Genomic DNA, 22,474 nt, shown 5'->3' on the forward strand with positions numbered 1-22,474 from the left:
AGAAAGGAGGGCAACACCCTCCTTTTTCTTTTTTAGAATATATCAAATCGAAGCATACACCGTCAAGACCTTGGAAAGGTTCAATATTCTATTTTCTTAGAAAGAGAATCAAACCTTTACCATTATGAAAAAGAAACTTCAGCTTAAGGAGCTACAACTGCAGAGCTTCATCATTTCATCTGACAAGAAAATTACGGGTGGAGGGCCTGCCCCTTACACATACCGCAAAAACTGCGATCCTGAAACTCTTATTCCCCTATGTGTAGATATATGATGCAGGTACGATCCCTTAAAAATTCAAAGAGGCTGTCTCAAAAGGCAGCCTCTTTCTTTTTGTTCAAAATATAATTTTTCATCTTTCGTAACTACCGCGAGGTTGCACCTCGTGGTTGCCATCTTTGCGAAGTTGTACTTCGCCATGCAGAATGCAAATAGTAAATAACCAAATATTGTTTGACATGAAATAAGGCCTCTCTACTTTTGAGACAGCCTCTTTTTTTATTGATTCTTACAAAACGAGCCTATAGATACAGGCTGCATTATATTCAGACCGACCCAATCATTTTTCAAAAACCGGGACCACCCCCCCTATCACAGGTGTCATACTCAGTGTATGCACATTCCGGACAAGTCTCGCCTGTGCCGCAAAACGCAGTACAACCCAGAGGATCATTCAATGAAACAGCCGTCCCTCCTTTTATCCGGTTAGGCTTCGCCCCCGTTCGGAAACTCATAACTTCAAGGCTCTGCAGAGAAATCTTCGTTTTCTTCTTCATAGTTTTTTTTACAAAATAGCCACTCCCTCTTCCGAAGTCAATCCCCCCGGTTTGGTGAACTTTTACTCCACCTTGAGCCACTCTATGAAGAAGGTAGTTCCCTCCCCTTCCGTAGTCTCAAACCATATACTGCCTCCGGCATGCTCTACACCACGCCGGGCAATGGCCAGTCCGATCCCCGAACCTTCTGCTTTGGTGGTGAAATTGGGCAAAAAGACCTTTTTGCTGATATGGTCAGGAATACCGGAGCCATTATCTGACACCTCCACCCTCACTTTATGATTATGGGTGGTAAAAAGCTTAACAGATACCCTGGCAGACCTCTCCTTAGGTACACTTTGAATGCCGTTGATAATGAGGTTATTGAATATTCGTCCGGTAAGCTGTTCATCACCCAGTACCATATGAGTACCTTCTTCAATATCCGCTACGATCTCAGCTTCATGATTTTGAAATAGTCGCACGGCTCTGGCCAGTGCTTCTGACACATCAAAGAGTTCGCTCTCTGGTACAGGCATTTTGGCAAATGAGCTAAAGGTAGTAGCGATATTGCTTAGCGTTTCCACCTGCTCCAGCAGAGAATGTATCTGCTTCCGTGTCTTGTCTGCCACCTCAGGAGAAGCCGACTGAACGACGCGCTGCATATGCTGAAGCGTAAGCTTCATCGGAGTCAAAGGGTTTTTAATTTCATGTGCAACCTGCTTGGCCATCTCACGCCATGCACTTTCCTTTTCACTCCTAGCCAGCGCTTTGCGGCTCTCTTCCAGGTTTTTCAGCATTCGGTTATACTCGCCCACCATAAGGCCTATCTCATCTTCTGCACGCCATTTCAATGGCTCATTTTGCCCGGTTAAGCTGGTACGTCGTATCTTCTGAGTAATCAGCCGGAGAGGAAAGGTGAGCACCCTGCTGGCAAAGTATGACAGGAATAGCAGGATGATAAATAAGAAAGCAAATACATTGATCACCTGGGTCAGAATAAGCGTAAGCTGCCTGTCCAGTTCTGCCTGGCTTTCAAAAAAAGGAATACCCAGAATCCCCAGGGCCTTCCCGCTTTCTGCAGATAATACTTTCCGGTAGGTACTTCGGTATTGTAGTAATCCGATACTCTCGGACATAACCTGGCTGGCAAACTTATCGTCCCTGAATTGCTTCAGAACCTGCGGATTTATGTAGCGACTCACAAGGCCATTATCATACACCATAGGAAGGCTTGTGGCTATAAGCCTCCCTTGGGTATTATACAGGTTTAAATCGCTTTCCGTAAACTCTGCAAACTGAGCCAGGTAATTATTCAGCTCTTCCCTGTCTACACGGTTACCTGCATAGCGTGAGAGAATGCCCGACAGGTTTCTGCTCAAGTTTTCAGTGCGATCTACATAGCTTCGCGTAATATTGTCACGGTAAGACTTGCTCACCAGAATTGTTGTACTTATGCTTATGGCTAGTAAAGGAAGGAAAAAAGCCAGGTTAAGGTAAAGCTGGATCTTTGCAGCAAAATTCAGCTGTATTTTTTTGAAGGTAAGCACTATTGATAGTGCCAGCAGAGAGAGCAGCAAAAGGAACAAGCCTACCAGGAAAAGGAAGCTAAAGTTACTGATAAGTATACGATTGCTATGAGCCGGCACACTTACGATAATGTCCGTTTCATCTTCATCCGAAACAGCATGATGCAGAAATCCGGAGGCTACTTTCCCCTCGTCATATAACCGGGTTTGTTCCATTAGCTCCTTAGGAAAATCTACCTGGTAATTAAAATTACCATAACTATAAGCCAGTTCCCCCTCTGAATACACAGCATAACTAAAATCCCGGCCCAGCCCTGATTGAACAAACCGGTTGTCAACCAATAACTCCGGGTAAATGCTATTCGGGATAAACTTTTTAAGCCGCATATCTATCACTATGTGGCCCACTGTACTCCCGTACAAGCTTACGTCTATAAAACTAAGATAGCGCCTTGGCTGGTCGGTCTGGATATCATTTACAAAATAGATTCCCGTATACTCCGTCTCAAACCGTTCCTTCGCATAAGTCTCCCTTAGCTGCCGGTAGTTACTCGGACTATTATTCATGGGTTCACCAGCTGCATTAAATAGACTTATTTGTATATCGTACTTGTCGAAGTAGTTATTAAGATGTACCCTTCGGATTTTTTGTTCTATGATCTCCTTTGAAGCAAATGCACTGAATAATCTGTTTTTGATGAATGCGTCCGAGGATATATTGCTCGTGGCCTCGTCCAACAGATATTCTCCAAACAGGTCGTTTTCTATAAGCAACTCATTGCCAAACCTATCCATAGCCCGAAGTTCACTGGTGCGTCCGTATTTATAAATAGATAACGCTCCTGTAAACGCCATGGCCATCACGCCGAGAAAGATGTAAAGAAAGGTCGGATACCGCATGGTGGATAGGTTTCTCGGCAGACCAAACAGGAAAAGTATCGCTACATAAATGGTTAAAATGCCCAGCGTTTCCAATGGGAAGTCACCATTAAGACTGACTAAAATAGCAAACACGAGAATCGCCAAAGACAGCGCACCAATGACTCTTAGGGGTACTTGCTTCAACAGCCTTATGCTTAATGAGAAGCAGCTATGGATAATTAGAAAAGCAGTAAGGGCGAGCAGGGCAAATATGAGTATACTAACTACCCTGAATGAGTCAAAAAGAATACTTTCGGTTATATCCAGACTCCACTGGGAATGCAAGATTATAGTCCGCGGCAGCAAGAAAACCAGATGCAGAGATGATAGTGAGGTAAGCAGGAAGCAGATCGACAGAATGAACCTCCGAATAGGGTTACTCATAAGGGCTCTTCGTACCGCTGTAATGCGCCTGAGGGTATAAAACAGGTAAAGTGAAATAATGGAAAGGGCCACCGAATTTAATAGCAGGTCACCCAGGCTTGGATTTAGAAACGAACTTGCATAGTAACGGCTGTTGAATACCTCAAAACCTATGACACTGAACGGTAGCTCGAGAACTATCATTACTACCCTGAGCACCACAATTGCGGTAGTCAGAAATACCCAGGCAGTAAGGTATCTCACATTCTGCTCTAACAGAGCCACACCTCCGGAAAGGCCCCAGATATACAGAGCTACGCCCATAAGAAATAATAGGAACAGAAACCCTTTTAGCTGTTGGTCAAGCATATGGTAACCTGGCAGAAACTGAATGCTGATCAGGTAATTCCCATCCTCATCATTTATAGAATAGTACCCTTGTTCCGGCTCATTTGAAAAAAGTACCCCTCCCTCACCAAAGACATCCTGGTTATAGCTGCTCTTTATGTAATTATTGGTGAGAGGATAATCCCGGTAAAGAGGCAAAAGGCTTATGATCTCATACTGAGCACCTGCCCTATTTATATTTCTGCGGCTGGCTATAAACCAGCTTTTATTGAGGTTGACTGCGCGTAAAGAATAATTGCCCTTTACCTCCCTGTAGACCGGTACTACCTCAGAATCAGACCAGTACAATAAGCGCCCCTCCAAAAACACTACAAAGGGGAATGGGCTATCTTTTGCAAATGTGGAAAAACTTACTGAATCGGTCCTGCTGAAAGTCAGGTCAAGATACTCTGTTAGGCGTTCAAGTTCACCCACCTCTTTTATAAGGTTTTCTGACACTTTACCTGCAAAACGCTTCTCATCTTTATCATCACTTGCATCCCTGCCTGATAACATATATACCAGTGAGAAAACCAGCAGAGAGAAAAATAATAATAAAAAGGATTTCCAGGGTGAGGCCTTCAAATTTTCAATAAGTCAGTTACGATCCTGAAAAGATAACGATACAGCTGGTCAATTACTATACTTCGGATCGTAGCTTACACCTCCAAAAGCATGTAAATAGAGAACCCGGGAGAATCTGAAAATGGGAGGTAACAGTAGAATCACAATAGCAGGTACAGTAAGTACGTAGACTATGAGTTCAGGATCATCAAAGAAGTTGTAAAGGACGAAAGCCGTGGTAAGTAGGATTCCCATAGTAAATGCATAACTCACGTACATAGCACCGAAAAAGAAGCCGGGCTCCCGTTCAAATACCAATCCGCAGTTAGGACATTCCTTGTGCATTTTGTCGAACTTCGTAACATGCAAAAGGCTGTTTTTAAACATATTACCTTCCCGACACCGGGGACACTTACCCCCGGCTATAGCCAGTAGTTTTGATCTTTTTGCCATTCTTTCTGCTCTTACGGTACCACAGATATGCTATCACCATAAATAATAGGTATGGAGCGACAAACATATACAAAATACCTAAATTAAGGTTAGCCGCAATTCCTACGTCGCCATTGCTCACATTATTTTCTACAGTAGCACGACACATGGCGCATTGGGCAAATGTATCGCCTGCAGTAATAAGGATAACTGCAAATAAGAGAAAAAAGAAGGTGTATATTTTCTTACTATACTTCATTTATGGAATGAATTCTTAGTAGGGATAATAGGGGCTGATCATAAAATAGACCAAAACACCGGTTACTGATACGTATAACCATACGGGAAGAGTAACCTTAACAATCTTGCGATGCTTTTCTATCTTACCGCTAAGAGCGTAATAAAAAGCCAAGAGCACGAACGGAACAACTATAGCAGCAAGCAATATGTGGGAAAAAAGAAGCCCAAGGTAAAGCATACGGCCCGAACCTATTTCTGCAAGCTCTGCCTGGCTTAATACGCCGTTACCATCAATGTCCCCAAATTTAACTGACTCAACAGAAGCATGGTATACCACATACGATACAAGAAAGACACACCCCAGGCCAAACGCAGCCAGCATGGCTGTCTTATGATACTGTATCTTCTTTTGCCGGATAAAAACAAACCCGGCTATAAGAGCAATGGCTGTGGCAGAATTGACGGTAGCATTAAGCCTGGGAAGAAAATATATCCAGTCTGCACCAAGATCCAGGCGTACAGGCATAAATAATAATATGGCTACCACCACAGGAATGGCCACAGACAATACCCCAATAATTCTGAGGTTTCGGGTTTCATTTTGAGTAATGTCCATCTCTTAAAATTTGGTCAGAAGTACTTTAGCTTCAGTGACAAGAGTTTCAAGCTTCTCAGGGTCCAACCCATTATAATATCCTCTGATACGCCGCTGGCTGTCCACCAGGACAAACATAGGGCTATGAACGAAGTCTTCAACCACTTCTCCGCCATCCTCTACAGGCAAAAGAAATCCACAACGGGCCAGGTTATAAATATCATTCTGATCGCCGGTGAGAAACTGCCATTTCCCATCAATAGCGCCAAACCTGTCTGCGTAACTTTGCAGTACTTCAGGGGTATCGTATTCCGGATTCACTGAGATACTTATGATCTGTACATTCGCATCATTTTTTAATGATTCCTGTACCCTCACCATAGCATCCGACATTTTAGGGCAAATACTGGGACAAGTAGTAAAGATGAAATCGACAATAGTAAGTGTGCCTTCAAGTTCCTCTTCAGTAACAGGCTCTCCCTTCTCATTAACAAGGCTGAAAGGAGGTATTGTATGTTGAACGCCGGGTTCAAAAGAACAATCATTCAGACTGCTTTCCACACCATTTTCGTATAACACAGGCACATTACCGAACTCATTTTCCCCAAAAGAATGAAGAAAGATAAATACAGAACCGGGAAGGGCCAGTAGAATAATTAGTAAAATGATCTTTTTAGCCGTACTCATTTGAGGGTATTTACTCCCGTTAAAAAACGGAGCTAACTGGTGGGAGGTTCCGTTTAACCACGAAAAAAGCCGGACAAAAGGCCCGGCTTGATATCTTATAAAGGTAGGTTTTACCTAACCTGGAGAATCGCACTTCCTTCGTTTATCAGGGCTATAACTAACCAGACCACGAAGATCATAGGAATAAGTATAGACCAGATAAGCACTTTTACCTCATGCTTAAGGTGCATAAAGTCAGCTACGATGTAAAACGCCTTGATAACGGTAAGACCTAAAAACAAGGCAGTCCTGAAAGTACCGGCATCAATCGTAAATGCAATAATAAATTCTATAATTGTCACTATAGAAAGGACAGCCGCTACTACTAATATCCTTTTTCTCTGTGCCCTTCCATTGTCAGAAGGTATGGCATGTGAATGATGTTCAGACATGATTTGAATACGTTTAGATGAGGTAGAAGAATGTAAATACGAATACCCACACCAGGTCTACAAAGTGCCAGTAAAGACCAACTTTCTCTACCATTTCATAATGGCCTCTTTTTTCATAGGTCCCTACCACTACATTATAAAAGATAATGAAGTTAAGCACGATACCGCTAAGTACGTGCGTACCGTGGAAACCTGTGATAAAGAAGAACAGATCAGCAAACAGAGGAGGGCCGTATTGATTAATCTGAAGGTTAGCTCCGAAAATGGTAGTGCCGTCTGCCAGAGACGCACCTGCATCAGTTCCGTGAATGAAGTGAGACCACTCCCATGCCTGACAACCAAGGAAGGCGATTCCACCAATGATTGTCCAAAGCATCCATTTCTCAACAGCTTTACGATCCATACGGTGGCCTGCTTCCACAGCAAGTACCATAGTCACACTGCTAAGAATAAGGATAAAGGTCATAATACCAACAAATACCAGAGGTAAATCCCACCCGTGGAGGAATGGAACGGCGTTAAACACCTTCTCGGGAATAGGCCAGTAGTCCTGTGAAAATTCAAATGCGCCGTGAATCTCAGGATTGTACGCCGGATGGAAGTAACGGATCATTCCGTAAGCCACCAGTAGTGTAGAGAATGTAAAAGCATCCGAAAGCAGGAAAAACCACATCATGAGTTTTCCGTAGCTGGCTTTTAATGGCGATTGACCGCCATCCCAGATGCTTCGCTTCGGCTTTTCTATTACCGTAGAAGTTGTCGACATGTTAATACAGTTAGCAAGTATTAATTATTGAGCCACAAAAATAAGAACAAAAATATCCAAAGTCCATCCAAAAAATGCCAATATGTAGTCAACATCTCCATGTTGACCATATTTTTTGAGTGAACTTTATACCGGAAAGTTTTCACGAGCACAACAATCATGAAGATGACTCCGCTTATGAGGTGGGCACCGTGAAGACCGGAAAATACATAAACAAATGATTCTGAAGGATTACCGCCTGTGAAATACACATCAATAGATACCAACTCAGACCAGCCCTTAAACTGAATATATAAAAAGGCCAAGCCAAGAATGGTTGTAATAATCATTGCAATTTTGAGCTTATCCAGATTATCACGCACGGCAGAAAGATATGCCCAATGCATGGTTGCGCTGCTCAGAAACAGAACGGCCGTACCTACAAGGAAAATATCTGGCAACTCAAACATGCGCCAGTTACCTTCGGCCTGACGCACGATATATGCACTCGTGAGTGCTACGAACATCATGGTAATAGACACCATGAATAGCCACATAGCAAATTTCTGAGGGTGCATACTTAAAGGCTGAACTGCCTCATCCCTGGTTTGAATACTTTCTATCGCAATATCTTTTCTCATAACTTATCTACAACATAAGCGATCTGAACGACCGGAAGGTAAATAAATGAACCAAACATGATGCGCAGGGCGGCTTGTCTGCTACAGTCTTTCATTAGTGTAAAAGTCTGAGCTAGAAACAATACACCACAGATAGTAACTATGATAGCTGAATGTATCCCCGTAATCCCAAAATAGGCAGGCAATAGCCCTAAGGGAATAAGGAAGAGGGTATAGATCATGATCTGGATAGCTGTATTCAAATCTTTACGCCCCCCTAAAGGCAGCAGCTTAAAGCCTGCCTTTTTATAATCTTCGTCTCCAACCCACGCAATAGCCCAAAAGTGGGGAAACTGCCAAATGAATTGAATGCCAAAAATAATGAGTGCTTCGTGACTTATGGTTCCTGTGGCAGCTACCCACCCAAGAAGGGGCGGCATAGCACCGGGTACTGCACCAATGGCTACAGCTATAGGCCCTACCCTCTTCATAGGAGTATACACAAGGCTATATAGCACCATTGATAGTACGGCCAGGCTAGTAGTAAGTGGATTAGTAAATTGTATCAGTAAAAGGATACCAGCAATACCGGTTGAAGCGGCAAAAATAAAGGCTTCCTGAACCGAAAGTCTACCTTGCGGCAGGGGGCGGTCAGAGGTACGCTTCATCATGGCATCATAATCTTTTTCAAAGACCTGATTTAGTGTGCCTGCTGCTCCGCTAATGAGAAACCCACCAACGAATAGCATAAACATCACCAACCAATCAATGCTACCGTTTACACCAAGTACATATCCGAAAACGGAAGAAAATGCCACGAGAATAGAAAGACGTCCTTTCAGTAGTTCTACGTAGTCGCTGACCCGGTCTCTTACCGAATAGCTGGTTGTTTCCGCTCTGCTTTTAACCTCAATCATATCAGGCAATAACTGCTGTTAGTTTACGCTGGCGTTCTAAAACCAGCCAGATAACAAACTGAACCCCAAATATCAGGGATGCTAGTAACAGGTGAACCGGCTGTGCGAATGCCGGAATGGCAAAGTAAGCCATTATGGCTCCCAAAACCACCTCTATAACAATTAATAAGAGTAATAATTTCACTGACTTAGCTAAAATCGTACCGACCCCCGGATCTTTCATCAGAAGCACGAGCAGCCACACATGAATAGCCGTAATAATCAGAGAATAGGTACGATGGATATAAAATGAAGTACCTAATGCATCAATCCATTGATTCCGGGCCGAGTACCCTAACCTTCTTGCCACCTCATCAATACCTTCTCTCACTTCGGTTCCTAACACAATCTGGCTTATCATGGTGATCATGCACAGGATGATCAGAAAATAAACAGTTTTGAATTTACTGCCTGGAGGCCTTACCTCGATGTTATCCATGTTACTCCTGAACGATACATAAATAAGTAGTGCCACTATCGCAAGTGCGAGTATCATGTGAACAGTGATCATCCATGTAAGGAGATTACTGGAAACAACGATAGAACCAATCCAGCCCTGAAAGCCAACCAGTATCAGAGAGAGAAACGATAGCCAGAATATGACAGGGTCTTTTCGCAGGTAGGAGAAAGAAGCGACAAAGGTAGCAAAGACAAACAAACCGATCAGTGCACCTACCAGCCGGTTGACATACTCGGTCCAGGTTTTAGCGGCATTAAATGGAATGTCCTCAGTGATACCGGGGTCAGAAAGAATCTGTTCTGCTTTTTTTTCGAAGCCGAGGGAGCTCAGATATTGAGAAAAACGCCTGTTTTTCTCAAGCCGTTGCTCGGTGAACTCTCTTTCGTACCCTTCAGGTAACTCTGACTCATTAGTTGGAGGCACCCATTGACCAAAGCATTTTGGCCAGTCAGGACAACCCATTCCGGCCCCTGTGCTTCTTACGATACCTCCTACAAGGATCAGGAAATAAATAGAAAAGACCGTCAAGAGGCTGAGCCTCCTGAAGGTCTTTCCAGTATTATCCGATTGATTATTTATCGCTTGTTTCATCTACGATATCCGCCTCACTATCTTTCTCGCGGTCTATCAGCTCATTTTCATGAGGAAGGTTAGACTCAGGAGTCTGTGAGAAAGGAATGTGCTGAGGGATGAAATCATCCTTTGCACCAGGCTTACTATAGTCGTAGGGCCATCTGTACACAGTAGGGATTTCACCTGGCCAGTTGCCATGACCCGGAGTGATAGGTGTAGTCCACTCTAAAGTGTTTGATCTCCATGGGTTCTTAGGTGCTTTTCTTCCTTTAAATATGCTGTAGAAGAAATTAAAGGCAAATATGATCTGAGAACCAAAAGTTAGTATGGCAGCAATACTTACGAACATGTTCAGGTCTGTAAAGCCTCCGAACGTATCGAAATTCGTAAATGAATAATACCTTCTTGGGAAGCCGGCTATACCGATGTAGTGCATAGGCCAGAAGACAGCGTAAACCCCGACAAATGTACACCAGAAGTGAATGTAACCAAGACGATTATCCATCATGCGGCCAAACATTTTAGGGAACCAATGGTAGACACCAGCCATCATACCAAAGAAGGAGGCACTACCCATTACAAGGTGGAAGTGCGCCACTACAAAGTAAGTATCATGAAGCTGAATATCGAGTGCAGAGTTACCCAGGAATATACCAGTAAGACCACCAGAAATAAACAAGGATACAAGACCGATAGAGAACAGCATCGCAGGTGTAAAGACAATGTTTCCTTTCCAAAGTGTAGTCAGGTAGTTAAATACCTTAACCGCTGAAGGAACAGCAATAATCAGGGTAAGGAACATAAAGACTGATCCGAGGAAAGGATTCAGACCTGACACAAACATGTGGTGTGCCCATACAACGAAGCTCAATATGGTAATACCCAACATAGACCCGATCATGGCTCTATAACCAAAAATAGGTTTACGTGCGTTGGTAGCGATTACCTCAGAACTGATACCAAGAGCAGGAAGAAGCACGATATATACCTCAGGGTGCCCAAGGAACCAGAAAAGGTGCTGATAAAGCAGCGGGCTACCACCCGAGTTGGCAAGTGCCTCACCACCAATGTAAATATCACTCAGATAGAAGCTTGTCCCGAAGCTACGGTCAAATACCAGAAGAAGCGCCGCAGCAAACAGAACAGGGAATGAAAGCAAACCAATAACGGCAGTCAGGAAGAACGCCCAGATAGTGAGGGGAAGCTTGGAAAAAGACATCCCTTTAGTCCGGAGGTTAATCACCGTTGCGATATAGTTAATACCACCAAGTAGCGTAGAAACAATGAAGAAGGTCATCGCTACAAGCCAGAGTGTCATACCCAACTGTGACCCCTGAATGGCTTGAGGCAGCGCACTAAGAGGTGGATAAACGACCCATCCACCTGCAGCAGGTCCTGTCTCTATGAAAAGGCTATAGAACATAACCACACTGGCAAGGAAGAAAAACCAGTAGCTAAGCATGTTCATAAAGCCGGACGCCATATCCCTGGCCCCGATTTGAAGAGGAATCAGAAAGTTACTGAAGGTACCACTTAACCCTGCAGTAAGCACGAAGAATACCATGATGGTACCGTGCATAGTTACAAGAGCAAGGTAAAACTCCGGATCAATAGAACCGGCATCAGTGATCCACTTACCCAGAATAGGGCGCAGGAACTCAAGGTTCATATCTGGGAAGCCAAGCTGAAGCCTGAACATTACCGACAAAAGGCCACCGATGAATGCCCACAGTATACCTGTAATCAGATATTGCTTGGCAATTACCTTATGGTCTTCGCTGAAAATATAGTTAGTAATAAAGTTACCGTGGTGCTCATGATGTTCATCATGGGCGGTGTGCTCTGATACATGAATATCTGCTGTAGCCATATCTTATATCGTTATAAAGCTTACGCCTTACTGCTGAATTTCTGTTGATTCTGTTTCCTCAATACCTGCTTTTACCATTGCCAGCTCCCGCTTCTCTGCAGGTATTTTGGCAAGGTACTCAGGATTGTTACTCAAGAAGGACTGTTGCTCAGCATACCATTGCTGGTATTCATCCAACTCCTCAACTACTACACGGATCTTCATAGAGAAGTGACCGCGACCGCAAACTTCTGTACAGGCGATTTCATAATTGAATTCGGCATCACCTGTTTCCTGACGCATTTCCTGGGTAGTTTTGGTAGGGGTAAACCAGAAGCTGGTGGGCATACCAGGCATAGCATCCATCTTCATTCTAAAGTGAGGACCAAATACACTGTGTAATACATCCTTTGCTCTGATCTTGAATAAAACAGGCTTATTCACTGGAAGGTGAATTTCCATAGGAATAAAATCATCATGACTAGCCTGATCAGTAAAATCTATACCGAATTCATTCACAGGATCGATAAGCCTGTAGTCATACTGGCCTAAGCTACCATCTTTACCTGGGTAGCGAACCTTCCAGGCGAACTGATAGCCCATGATCTCTACAATCTCTGCTTCTTCAGGCGCTTTATCTGTGATCTCGGTCCATGTCTTCCAACCAGTAAATACAAGCACGGCAAGTACAATGGCAGGAACTACTGTCCAGAGGATCTCAAGCTTACTGTTATCAGGGTAGAAAAGGGCTTTACGCTTTTCTTTAAACTGATACCTGTGAGAAAACCAGAAAAGAAGAATTTGGGTAAGAAGAAAGACTACGCCGGTTACAGCGGTAGTCAACCAGAACATGAATTCGTAATCATCTCCGTGAGCTGACGCTACGGGAAGGGTATAATCGTCAAAGTAGGCAAAGCTATACCAGAAGAACCCACCAAGGCTCAGGACCATGAAGACAATAAACAGAATCGCGTTCGTAGAGTTAGCGCCGGTAATTCTCTTTTTTTCGGATCCTTTAGCTACTCCAACCAGTGTCTGGATACGGAATATCAGGAACAGGATCGCCACAATCAGAATAACACCTACACCGACTATTATATTAAGCATAGTGAACCCTTTTAAATTTTTTCAATCAAATATGGTGATGAATACTTTCTTCCAACATCGGGTGATTCTTGGGCACTAGTGCATGCCTGGAAAGGCTGAGTAGTGCCACAAAAGCGAAGGCTGCAAAATAGATTAGCGCAAAGCCCACTTCGAGGAACTGAAATCCACCGTTTTCTTTCAACACACCAGGTGTTACCATGAGGTAGAAATCCAGCCAATGTCCGACGAGGACGACCGTACAAACGATCTTTAAGAAGATGCTGTGGCGTTTTGAATCTCTCGTCATCAGAACGAGGAATGGGAAGAAAAAGTTTAGTATCAGATTGATGAAGAAAACAGGCGCATAATGATCACTGGCAAGCCTTTCTACGAAGTAAATAGTCTCTTCAGGGATGTTAGCATAATAGATAAGAAGAAACTGACTAAACCAGATATATGTCCAGAAAATACTGAAAGCAAAAACAAACTTTCCAAGGTCGTGGAGGTGGTTTGAGTTGATCATTTTCAGGTACCCAGCCTCTCTTAGCAGTGTCGTAACCAGAGTGATGGCTGCAAGGCCAGCTACGAACCAACTGGCAAACACATACCAGCCGAACATCGTACTAAACCAGTGGGTATCAATTGACATTACCCAATCCCAGGCGCTTGTAGAACTCGTTACAGCAAAGAAAACCAAAAATATAGCTGAGTAGCTTCTGAGCTTATACCAGTATTTAGTACCTCCATGCAGGTCTTCCTGAAGAATGGTCTTCTTGATCATACGATAGAAACCGTACCAGATCACAAAGTAAAGTACCATTCTTAGCAACCAGAAGAAGGGGAAACCGCCGTCTGCAAGTGGCCAAAAGAAAAAGCCTGCTTTACCTTTAATTATTTCATCGCCTGCAGGCCCGTCTGAATAGAGGTACTCGTGAGTCCAGTGGAAGATCTCATGGCTACCCCAAAGGTAAGTAAGGAGCATCAGCACTCCTCCAATAGGTAACCAGTTAACAAATGAGAGCGGTATACGCTGTATGGCAGCAGACCATCCGGCCTGGGCAGCATACTGTAAGGCGACAAAGAAAAGCCCGATAACGGCCAGGCCAATGAAATATACGTTATTAATCCAAAGGTTGGCTTTTACACGGTGGGTCCAGTGATATTCAGCTGTATGATGTTCCTCACCTTCAGCAGCATGCTCACCGACAGCAGATGCATGCTCATCTCCATGAGCAACCTCACCATGAGCCTCGCCTTCAACATGCTCAGTATGAGCACCAGCTTCAGCAGCGTGGTCATCATGATGGCCCGCTGTGGCATTCAGATAAATCCCAAGGATAGCTAAGACCACACCTATCACGGCTGTGATAATGAGGCTGCGCTTTGCCTTTGAGGTAAATACAAATTTTTCGTCAGTTATCATCGATCTCTGTCCGGTTTTACTGTTTCTGAAGAGTTTCTACATATCGGGCTATCTTCCAGCGATCTTCTATGCTCACTTGTGATCCGTGAGGATACATACGGCCTTTTCCGTAAGTGATAACATGGAAGATATGACCTTGGGAAACTTCAGCCACACGTCCTTTATTATAAGCAGGCACACCTTTGTATACTTGTCCAACAGGACCGTCACCCTGACCGGCTCCCCCGTGACAGGGATAGCAATAACGGTTATAAAGCTGACGGCCATCGCCTATTACTTCTTCAGTAGCAGGCAGAGGGTTAGAAAGATTAGCTGCCGCATAGTCAAGCCAATAGGTGCTTCCGACCGTATCAGCAGGAATACGATAAGGTAGTACACCAGAAGCTGTTCTACGAACTGTATTTTCAGCAGGAAGCCTCATGTTCATACCCCATGCATTGTATGGGTTTGAATTGTAGTACTCACCTGTTTCATTATCATAGGAATCCACGAAGCTGCCAGCCTCTTCATCATCGATTTGAGACAAGGGCTCATAAGGTATCGAATGATACATCTGAGGGGCATACTCTACCCCTGGATTGTTTCCGTCTGCTGAGCAAGAGGCAAGAAAGACTCCGGCCACAAGCAGTAGAATAAGGTTATTCTTAAGCATCGATATCAAACTCTTGATTCTTCTCAAAACGATTTTTCATTTACCTCAATGGCTCCGGCACCTTTCAGGACTTCTTTAATCTTACTCAAATCGGTCTTATTAGTAGAAAGGTCTACTGCCATCACCATTTTATCATCGGTACTTCTAACGTCAAATACCTTAGGCTGTGCCCAGGGCTTAAGATTAGAAATAACAAAGAACGTACCTACCATGCCAAAAGAGGCCAGGAGAACGGTAAGCTCAAATGTAACAGGGATGAAGGTAGGCAGGGGAGCAAAGTCTTTACCACCAATAATCATTGGCCAGTCAATCTTCATCATGAAGAACTGCATGGTGAGAGCAAGTGTAGTACCTAACAAACCAAAAAGGAAGGCTACTACAGGCAATTTGCTCCGCTTATACCCTAAAGCATGCTCCAGGCCATGGACGGGATAAGGAGTAAATACTTCCTCTATCTTAACGCCGGCTTCGCGCACACTTTTGACACCTTTTAAAAGGATGTCTTCGTCGTCAAAAATTCCTAGTATATAATTTTTACCGCTTTCCATGATTATCTCCTGATTGGTTGCTTTTCAGATGAAGACCTCAATATAGATTTAACCTCTGCCATGTTGATCACCGGGAAGAACTTGGCAAATGCCAGGAACAGGGTAAAGAACAGTCCGAATGTAAAGAGGTATACACCTATGTCATAGAATGTAGGGTAGAACATCGCCCAGCTTGAGGGAAGGTAATCTCTGTGCAATGAGGTAACAATGATCACGAAACGCTCGAACCACATACCAATATTTACAATGATAGAGAGGATGAATGTGGCAACGATGCTCGTTCTGATTTTCTTAATCCAGAAAAGCTGAGGAGAAATCACGTTACATGTCATCATACTCCAGTACGCCCACCAGTAAGGCCCCGTAGCCCTGTTAATGAATGCATACTGCTCGTAAGGTACTCCTGAATACCAGGCAATAAAAAACTCAGTGATATACGCAATACCTACTATAGACCCGGTAATGATGATGATGATATTCATCAATTCAATATGGGTCATGGTAATGTAATTCTTAAGCTTAAACACATGGCGGGTGATAAGCATAAGCGTAAGTACCATGGCAAACCCTGAGAAGATAGCCCCTGCTACGAAGTAAGGAGGGAAAATGGTAGTATGCCATCCTGGAATTACGGAAGTAGCAAAGTCAAAGGATACAATAGTGTGTACTGACAGTACAAGCGGGGTGGCAACACCAGCCAGGATAAGTGATACAGCTTCGTATCGCTCCCAGGCCTTAGCCCCACCTACCCAGCCAAGACTAAGGGCACCATATGCAATTTTTGAAATCTTATTAGTCGCCCGGTCACGAATGGTAGCAAAGTCAGGAACAAGGCCGATATACCAGAATACAAGTGACACACTGAAATAGGTGCTGATCGCAAACACGTCCCAAAGAAGTGGTGAGTTAAAGTTAACCCACAGAGGCCCGAAGGCATTTGGGAGAGGAAGCGCCCAGTAGAAACCCAGCCACGGACGTCCCATGTGAATCACCGGGAACATGGCGGCACAGATTACCGCGAAGATTGTCATAGCTTCAGCGGCCCGGTTAATAGATGTTCTCCACTTCTGTCTGAATAGAAGGAGTACGGCCGAAATAAGGGTACCAGCGTGACCGATACCAACCCACCAAACGAAGTTGGTGATATCCCAGGCCCATCCAACAGTTTTATTCAATCCCCACATTCCGATACCATCCCAGAGGGTCATAACCAAAGCATAGGCACCTATTGAAAGGGCTCCGAGGGCAATGGCCATGCCTCCCATCCAGGGTAAAGTGGGCTTTCCTTCTACCTGGCGGCACACATCATTTGTAATGTCGTGTAGCGTTTTGCCGCCGGTAACCAAGGGGTCTCTTACGGGTGAAGTAACTTGCATTTGTATATCAGAAAGTCTTCAATAATTCCAAATTGAACTCTATGGCTTGCTTATACAGTGGCCGGTTCTTTATAATCGTTTTCGTCCTTGTTACGTACCTTAGTCAGGTAGTAAACGTTAGGCTGCGTACGAATTTCTTCAAGAACATGGTAAGCACGTTCGCGATTATCTTCACGAAGAGCCTGGCTGATCGCGCTCTCAGGATCATTCATGTCGCCAAAGATCAATGCATCCGCAGGACAGGAAGCAGCACAGGCAGTACTAACGTCTCCATCCACCGGTCTGCGTCCCTGCTTTTTCGCTTCAAGCTTACCGGCCTGAATACGCTGCACGCACATGCTGCATTTCTCCATGACACCACGGGCACGTACAGTCACGTCAGGGTTAAGCACCATACGTCCGAGCATACCGTTCATCGATGTGTTAACATCAGCGAACTGATCGTTGTCGTGGTATTTGAACCAGTTGAAACGACGAACTTTGTAAGGGCAGTTGTTAGCACAATAACGTGTACCGATACAGCGGTTGTAGGTCATTTGGTTAAGACCTTCTGTACTGTGCGTAGTAGCTACTACGGGACATACAGTTTCACAAGGAGCGTTATTACAATGCTGACACATCATAGGCTGGAATACCACATCAGGATTCTCAGCGGCCTGCTCCATTGCTTCAAGATCATCTGTTTCAGCTGAACTGCTGTAGTAGCGATCAATACGGATCCAGTGCATTTCGCGCCGGTTGATCACCTCTTCGCGCCCTACAACAGGTACGTTATTCTCAGCCTGGCAGGCAATGGTACAAGAGCCACAACCTGTACAGGAGTTCATGTCGACAACAAGGCCCCAGTGATGATTAGGGTATTTATGTCCTTTCCACAGGGAGATGTTATCAGGATCAGTTGGCCCTTCAGAAGTAGCAATCATAGGATTGTATCTTCCTTCAGAAGGATCTTGCTTGTACCTTGAAAGTATGGTTTCCTGAATGACTGTCTCACGTCCCATAAAGGTCTGGTGAGTCTGAGTCAGGGCGAGGGTATAGCTTTCTTCAAGATTCTGTACCTCTACGCCATTCAGGTTATAGTTTACAAAAGAGTCTTTAACGGTAAGTAGAGGATAGGCATTGACCCCTACCCCATTGGCCACTTTACCAGCGGCTGTACGGCCATATCCTAAGGCCAGGCCTACGGTACCTTTTGCCTGTCCGGGCTGGATAAGCGCAGGGAGTGTATACTCGATACCGTTGGCGGTAAGTTTTACAAGGGTGGTTTCGTTATCATTTATCGTAATCCCCAGTTCCTTCGCCATGCTCATGGAAACAGTAAGGTAATTATCCCACGTAGCTTTAGAAATGGGATCAGGCATTTCCTGCAACCATGGGTTATTTGCCTGTGACCCTGAACCAATGGCTGTTTTAGCATACACAGCCAGCTCTGTTCCACTACCTTTTTTACTTCTTACACGGGAGATTGCACCTGAGACATTCGCTGAAGGCACAGGCCCACCCGTGGGTGTAGTTTCAGGCTCTACTACGCCATTGTACAATGCCATGTCCCAGCCTTCCTGGAAGCTGGCCCCACCAAGAGAGGCCATTGTTCCACCCTGCCAGTTTTGCTGCAGATAGTTAAAGTAATTAGGTGAAGGCTGTCCTGCCCAAACAAGCAGGCTTTCCTGAGCCTGACGGGTTTTGAAGATAGGAGTGATAGCAGGCTGACAAAGGCTATAGTAACCTTTCTTAGGCTCCGCATCATTCCATGACTCCAGGAAGTGGTTATCAGGAACAACGTACTGGCACAATGAGGCCGTTTCGTCAAGCTTAAAATTAGTAGAAAGGCTGAATTTTATCTTACCCAGTGCGGTTGCAAGCTTAGCTCCCATAGGGTGATCGTATACAGGGTTAGCGTTCATAAAGATAACGCCTCCTGCTCTACCGCTTCCGGCTGCATCAATGAAGCGGCTCATTTCAGCATCATTACCCTGACGTCCCATAAGTGGGGATGCCGTATTGAGTGTAGTGCCGTAGTTACCCAGTGTGGTATTGATAGCATTAACTATCTCCTGCACATCAGGATCGTTAGAACCACTAACTACTAATGATTTACCGCGGGCAGCGCGAAGTTCATCAGCAGCTTTCTTCAGGAAAGGATAATTAGTATCTGTCTTACCTCCGCTGATCATCTGGTAAAGAGCGGCAGCCACTGCTCCCTCTTCACTTGGTTTAATTGGTGTGCGATAATCAGCATTGGCACCGGAAAGTGTCATAACAGTCTCGAACTGGAAGTGACGAGACATTTTCTTCTTGTCTTTACCGAGTTTTCTTGTCTTGCTATACTGCTTGTTAAACTCAACAGGTGATAGCCATGTACCAAGGAAGTCGGCGCCAAGGCTGACTATGACTTCTGCCTGGCTGAAGTCATAAGAAGGAATTATTCGCTCTCCAAGGGATCTTTCATTTGCCTTAAGCATTCCCTCTGCAGAAATAGGATCGTACTGTACGTGACGTACGTTTGGATACTGAGCTATAAAATCGCTTATCGCCTTTTTTGTTGTAGGGCTGGCAATGGTATTGCTTACCAGGTAAATGGTGCCGGAAGCATTACGAAGTGCATTGATGATTTCACGGTCAAAATCTGTAACGCTCTCTGCTTTTGTAACTTTATCGCCGGCCATTTTTACAGGCTCCTGAAGCCTGGTGTTATCATACAGAGACAGCACACTTGCCTCCACCTGGGCAGATGTACCTCCCTGGGTAATCTTGGATAACTTATTCCCCTCGATTTTAATGGGGCGGCCTTCTCTTGTTTTTACTACTATAGAAACAGTATCACCGTTATTATAGTAGGTGGAAGCGTAATAGTTGGCTACGCCTGGATCCACATCAACGGGCTTGTTAAGATAAGGGATAGCCTTACGTACAGGTGCCTCGCAGGAAGCCAGTGACGCAGCGGCAATACCAAATCCCATAAGTTTCAGGAAGTCCCTGCGGGATGTACCTCCGTTATCATTTTTAGAGTTGATAGGAAGGTAATCCGGAAACTCTCTGTCGGCACGCTTTACGTATTCGGGATCGTTTTTAAGCTCTTCGAATCCCTTCCAGTATATTTTCTTATTACTCTTCATTTCCTTTCAGTAAAACAGATTCGCGAATACATTAATAGTGGCACTTAGAACATTCGAGACCACCGATGTCCTGAACTCTCATAGGCTCGGAACTCTTCTCTGCGTGAATCTCTACCAACTTATCGTAGTACTCATTGCCTTTTGCATTAACATCAGTTTCGCGGTGGCAATTGATACACCATCCCATGGTCAAAGGAGCTGCCTGATAAACAACTTCCATCTCTTTGATCTCACCATGACAGGTTTCGCATTCTATGTTTCCTACAGCTACGTGCTGCGAGTGGTTGAAGTAGGCCAAATCAGGCAGGTTGTGAACCCTTACCCATTCAATTGGCTGCTTATTAGGACCGTACCCTTCACCTGGCGTGTAATCCAGGGCAGCATAAATTTTCTGTATCTCAGGAGAGTTGGTCTTAATAGCATTGTGACAGTTCATACAAATATTGGCTGAAGGAATATTTGCGGACTTACTTAGCCTTACGCCGGTGTGGCAGTAGTTACAGTCTATCTCGTACTGTCCGGCGTGTAATTTATGCGAGAAAGCAATAGGCTGACGTGGCTGATAGCCTTCCTGTATACCGACCGAGAAAAGTCCGTCTACAGCTCCTTTCAATGCTATAGCAGCAAACAGGAATACCACAATACCAATAAAGCCTTTGCTGGTGACAAGCTTCTTGGCGTCGAAACGCTGATTGATCACTTCATGATCATCCTCATCGAGACCTTCACGGTCGTTAAGGTATCTGGTGAGGATATTGATAATAAGTACGAGTACGAATAGTATGAGTACAAGTACGATAAGAAGACCGATGAAAATAGCTACAAGGTATTCGGAGGCAACGGTAGGTTGATCGTTTGTTATCTGCTCTTCACCCGGACCTTGAGGACCAGTACCTCCACCCGCAGGAGCTTCATTGCTTTTTGCCTGAACATAAGCCAGAATATTGGTAATCTGCTCATCGGAGAAAGCAAAGGAAGGCATCTGAGTTTTATTGTACTCATTATACAGGTTTACAGCATAATCATCACCGCTCTGTATTACCTTTTGAGAGTTCTTGATAAAGCTGAGTAACCAGGGAAGAGGCCTTCTTTCCGTTACACCTTTCAGTGCAGGTCCTACTACCTGAGCATCTACTGCATGGCAAACCGTACAGTTGTTTTCGAACAATTCCTGACCGGACGCAATGGCTTCATCGCTAGTAGGAATGCCCTCGGCACCTCCTGCTGCAGCCTCATCGCTGGCAGCAGCGCTGTCTCCAGCATCGGTAGCAGTACTGTCGCCTGCCTCGGCTGACTCAGTATCGGTACCCGTAGTGTCGGCATCCTGCGCCCACACTTCAGTGCTGCATACCGACGATAAAAATACGCCTATAAATATAAGTGTAAGAATACGGCGTATTCCCGAACTTCTTTTCGACATGGTATTCTCTTTTTTTCGCATTTCAGAAGTCAAACCCCTTCAAAATCGGCACAAATGTACTATGGGATAAGTTTATTTCAAACATCTGTTTTTCCCATTTTAGAACATGGGAAGTAGCCAATGTTCGTATTCGGGCAATTTGGGCCAAAATGAAGAGAATCCAAGATTTGGAAGAGTTAAGAGGTTTCAATTTAGAATGGTTATAAATACCAAGCATCAGGAACGAATTGGAAAGGGGGTAAATAGTACAGGCTAATCACCAGGGGTGCTGAGGTGTATGTAATTATTACCAAATGAAGGGTTTTAAAAGTATTTTACCTGAAAATGAAAGGATTATAAAAATTAGATTCAGTTTGCGCTGAAAAATTGAAACAATTGGCCTCTTATACGTATTAGTACTACGAAACATCCTCGTCGATTTTTTTGAATGATGTTTAATGATGTCGAGAGCACTGACTTACAGCAAGATCAAGTACTTCAGGCGCTAAATTTTGATTTTTTAATTATTGCACGACGGTTAAGGATTTTGCACAGCCTCTATGGTTCAACATGTTTAAATTGATGGTTTTCAAGCAATTCTAACTCAAGTAACCCAGGTTAATTATTGTAATTTTACAAGTTTTTCTATTTTTTCTATATTTTTGTTTTTACGAAAAATCAAAAAAACTTACATTTACAATTGTAAACACAACCTTAAGATTCCGTCATCTGAATTTCTAGTCAGCCTTTTATTACTGGCTGTAATG

19 protein-coding genes are annotated in these 22,474 nt (G+C 44.2%); 1 reads left to right on the plus strand and 18 read right to left on the minus strand.

Features of this window, described 5'->3' with window-relative positions; genetic code table 11:
- The first annotated feature begins 124 nt into the window (after positions 1-124).
- On the plus strand, positions 125-274 hold the full coding sequence (locus AB9P05_RS01905) for a hypothetical protein (protein ID WP_371907123.1): 150 nt from the start codon (positions 125-127) through the stop codon (positions 272-274).
- Between the two features lie 564 nt (positions 275-838).
- Here AB9P05_RS01905 and AB9P05_RS01910 read toward each other — a convergent pair.
- The 18 genes from AB9P05_RS01910 to AB9P05_RS01995 all read right to left on the minus strand — a co-directional run bounded on the left by AB9P05_RS01910 (position 839) and on the right by AB9P05_RS01995 (position 21,728).
- On the minus strand, positions 839-4,471 hold the full coding sequence (locus AB9P05_RS01910; RefSeq protein WP_371907124.1) for an ATP-binding protein: 3,633 nt from the start codon (positions 4,469-4,471) through the stop codon (positions 839-841).
- Positions 4,472-4,588: 117 nt separating this feature from the next.
- Positions 4,589-4,972: a DUF983 domain-containing protein gene (locus tag AB9P05_RS01915; RefSeq protein ID WP_371907125.1), complete on the minus strand. Its 384-nt coding sequence runs from the start codon at positions 4,970-4,972 to the stop codon at positions 4,589-4,591.
- Positions 4,932-5,210 (minus strand): hypothetical protein, encoded by a 279-nt coding sequence (locus tag AB9P05_RS01920; RefSeq protein WP_371907126.1) that lies wholly within the window; start codon positions 5,208-5,210, stop codon positions 4,932-4,934. Before AB9P05_RS01920 ends, AB9P05_RS01915 begins: the two co-directional genes overlap by 41 nt.
- A 15-nt stretch (positions 5,211-5,225) precedes the next feature.
- The gene (locus tag AB9P05_RS01925; RefSeq protein WP_371907127.1) at positions 5,226-5,807 is read right to left on the minus strand and encodes a DUF420 domain-containing protein; all 582 of its coding nucleotides are present in this window, start codon (positions 5,805-5,807) and stop codon (positions 5,226-5,228) included.
- Positions 5,808-5,810: 3 nt separating this feature from the next.
- On the minus strand, positions 5,811-6,473 hold the full coding sequence (locus tag AB9P05_RS01930; protein WP_371907128.1) for an SCO family protein: 663 nt from the start codon (positions 6,471-6,473) through the stop codon (positions 5,811-5,813).
- A 110-nt stretch (positions 6,474-6,583) separates the two neighbouring features.
- Entirely contained in the window at positions 6,584-6,904 is a 321-nt protein-coding gene (locus AB9P05_RS01935; RefSeq protein WP_371907129.1) for a cytochrome C oxidase subunit IV family protein, read from the minus strand.
- A 13-nt stretch (positions 6,905-6,917) separates the two neighbouring features.
- Positions 6,918-7,670, minus strand: coding sequence for a cytochrome c oxidase subunit 3 (locus AB9P05_RS01940; RefSeq protein ID WP_371907130.1), 753 nt, complete (start codon positions 7,668-7,670; stop codon positions 6,918-6,920).
- A 20-nt stretch (positions 7,671-7,690) separates the two neighbouring features.
- The gene (locus tag AB9P05_RS01945) at positions 7,691-8,290 is read right to left on the minus strand and encodes a heme-copper oxidase subunit III (protein WP_371907131.1); all 600 of its coding nucleotides are present in this window, start codon (positions 8,288-8,290) and stop codon (positions 7,691-7,693) included.
- Positions 8,287-9,186, minus strand: a complete 900-nt coding sequence (gene cyoE / locus AB9P05_RS01950) for a heme o synthase (protein WP_371907132.1) — start codon at positions 9,184-9,186, stop codon at positions 8,287-8,289. Before cyoE ends, AB9P05_RS01945 begins: the two co-directional genes overlap by 4 nt.
- A gap of 1 nt (position 9,187) precedes the next feature.
- Positions 9,188-10,276 carry a heme A synthase gene (locus tag AB9P05_RS01955; protein ID WP_371907133.1) on the minus strand — a complete coding sequence of 363 codons (1,089 nt, stop codon included), beginning with the start codon at positions 10,274-10,276 and terminating at the stop codon, positions 9,188-9,190.
- Positions 10,257-12,128 carry a cbb3-type cytochrome c oxidase subunit I gene (locus AB9P05_RS01960; RefSeq protein ID WP_371907134.1) on the minus strand — a complete coding sequence of 624 codons (1,872 nt, stop codon included), beginning with the start codon at positions 12,126-12,128 and terminating at the stop codon, positions 10,257-10,259. The genes AB9P05_RS01955 and AB9P05_RS01960 overlap by 20 nt, the downstream gene beginning before the upstream one ends.
- Before the next feature lie 27 nt (positions 12,129-12,155).
- On the minus strand, positions 12,156-13,214 hold the full coding sequence (locus AB9P05_RS01965) for a cytochrome c oxidase subunit II (protein WP_371907135.1): 1,059 nt from the start codon (positions 13,212-13,214) through the stop codon (positions 12,156-12,158).
- 25 nt (positions 13,215-13,239) lie between these two features.
- A complete protein-coding gene (locus AB9P05_RS01970; RefSeq protein WP_371907136.1) occupies positions 13,240-14,616 on the minus strand; it encodes a quinol:cytochrome C oxidoreductase in 1,377 nt (458 codons plus the stop codon).
- Between the two features lie 16 nt (positions 14,617-14,632).
- The gene (locus AB9P05_RS01975; RefSeq protein WP_371907137.1) at positions 14,633-15,268 is read right to left on the minus strand and encodes a cytochrome c; all 636 of its coding nucleotides are present in this window, start codon (positions 15,266-15,268) and stop codon (positions 14,633-14,635) included.
- A gap of 23 nt (positions 15,269-15,291) precedes the next feature.
- A complete protein-coding gene (locus tag AB9P05_RS01980; RefSeq protein ID WP_371907138.1) occupies positions 15,292-15,816 on the minus strand; it encodes a DUF3341 domain-containing protein in 525 nt (174 codons plus the stop codon).
- 2 nt (positions 15,817-15,818) lie between these two features.
- The gene (nrfD, locus tag AB9P05_RS01985) at positions 15,819-17,192 is read right to left on the minus strand and encodes an NrfD/PsrC family molybdoenzyme membrane anchor subunit (RefSeq protein ID WP_371907139.1); all 1,374 of its coding nucleotides are present in this window, start codon (positions 17,190-17,192) and stop codon (positions 15,819-15,821) included.
- Positions 17,193-17,242: 50 nt separating this feature from the next.
- Positions 17,243-20,308, minus strand: a complete 3,066-nt coding sequence (locus AB9P05_RS01990) for a TAT-variant-translocated molybdopterin oxidoreductase (protein ID WP_371907140.1) — start codon at positions 20,306-20,308, stop codon at positions 17,243-17,245.
- 31 nt (positions 20,309-20,339) lie between these two features.
- A complete protein-coding gene (locus AB9P05_RS01995; protein WP_371907141.1) occupies positions 20,340-21,728 on the minus strand; it encodes a c-type cytochrome in 1,389 nt (462 codons plus the stop codon).
- Positions 21,729-22,474 lie beyond the last annotated feature (746 nt).

This window comes from Roseivirga sp. BDSF3-8, from assembly GCF_041449215.1.
Classification (GTDB): domain Bacteria; phylum Bacteroidota; class Bacteroidia; order Cytophagales; family Cyclobacteriaceae; genus JBGNFV01.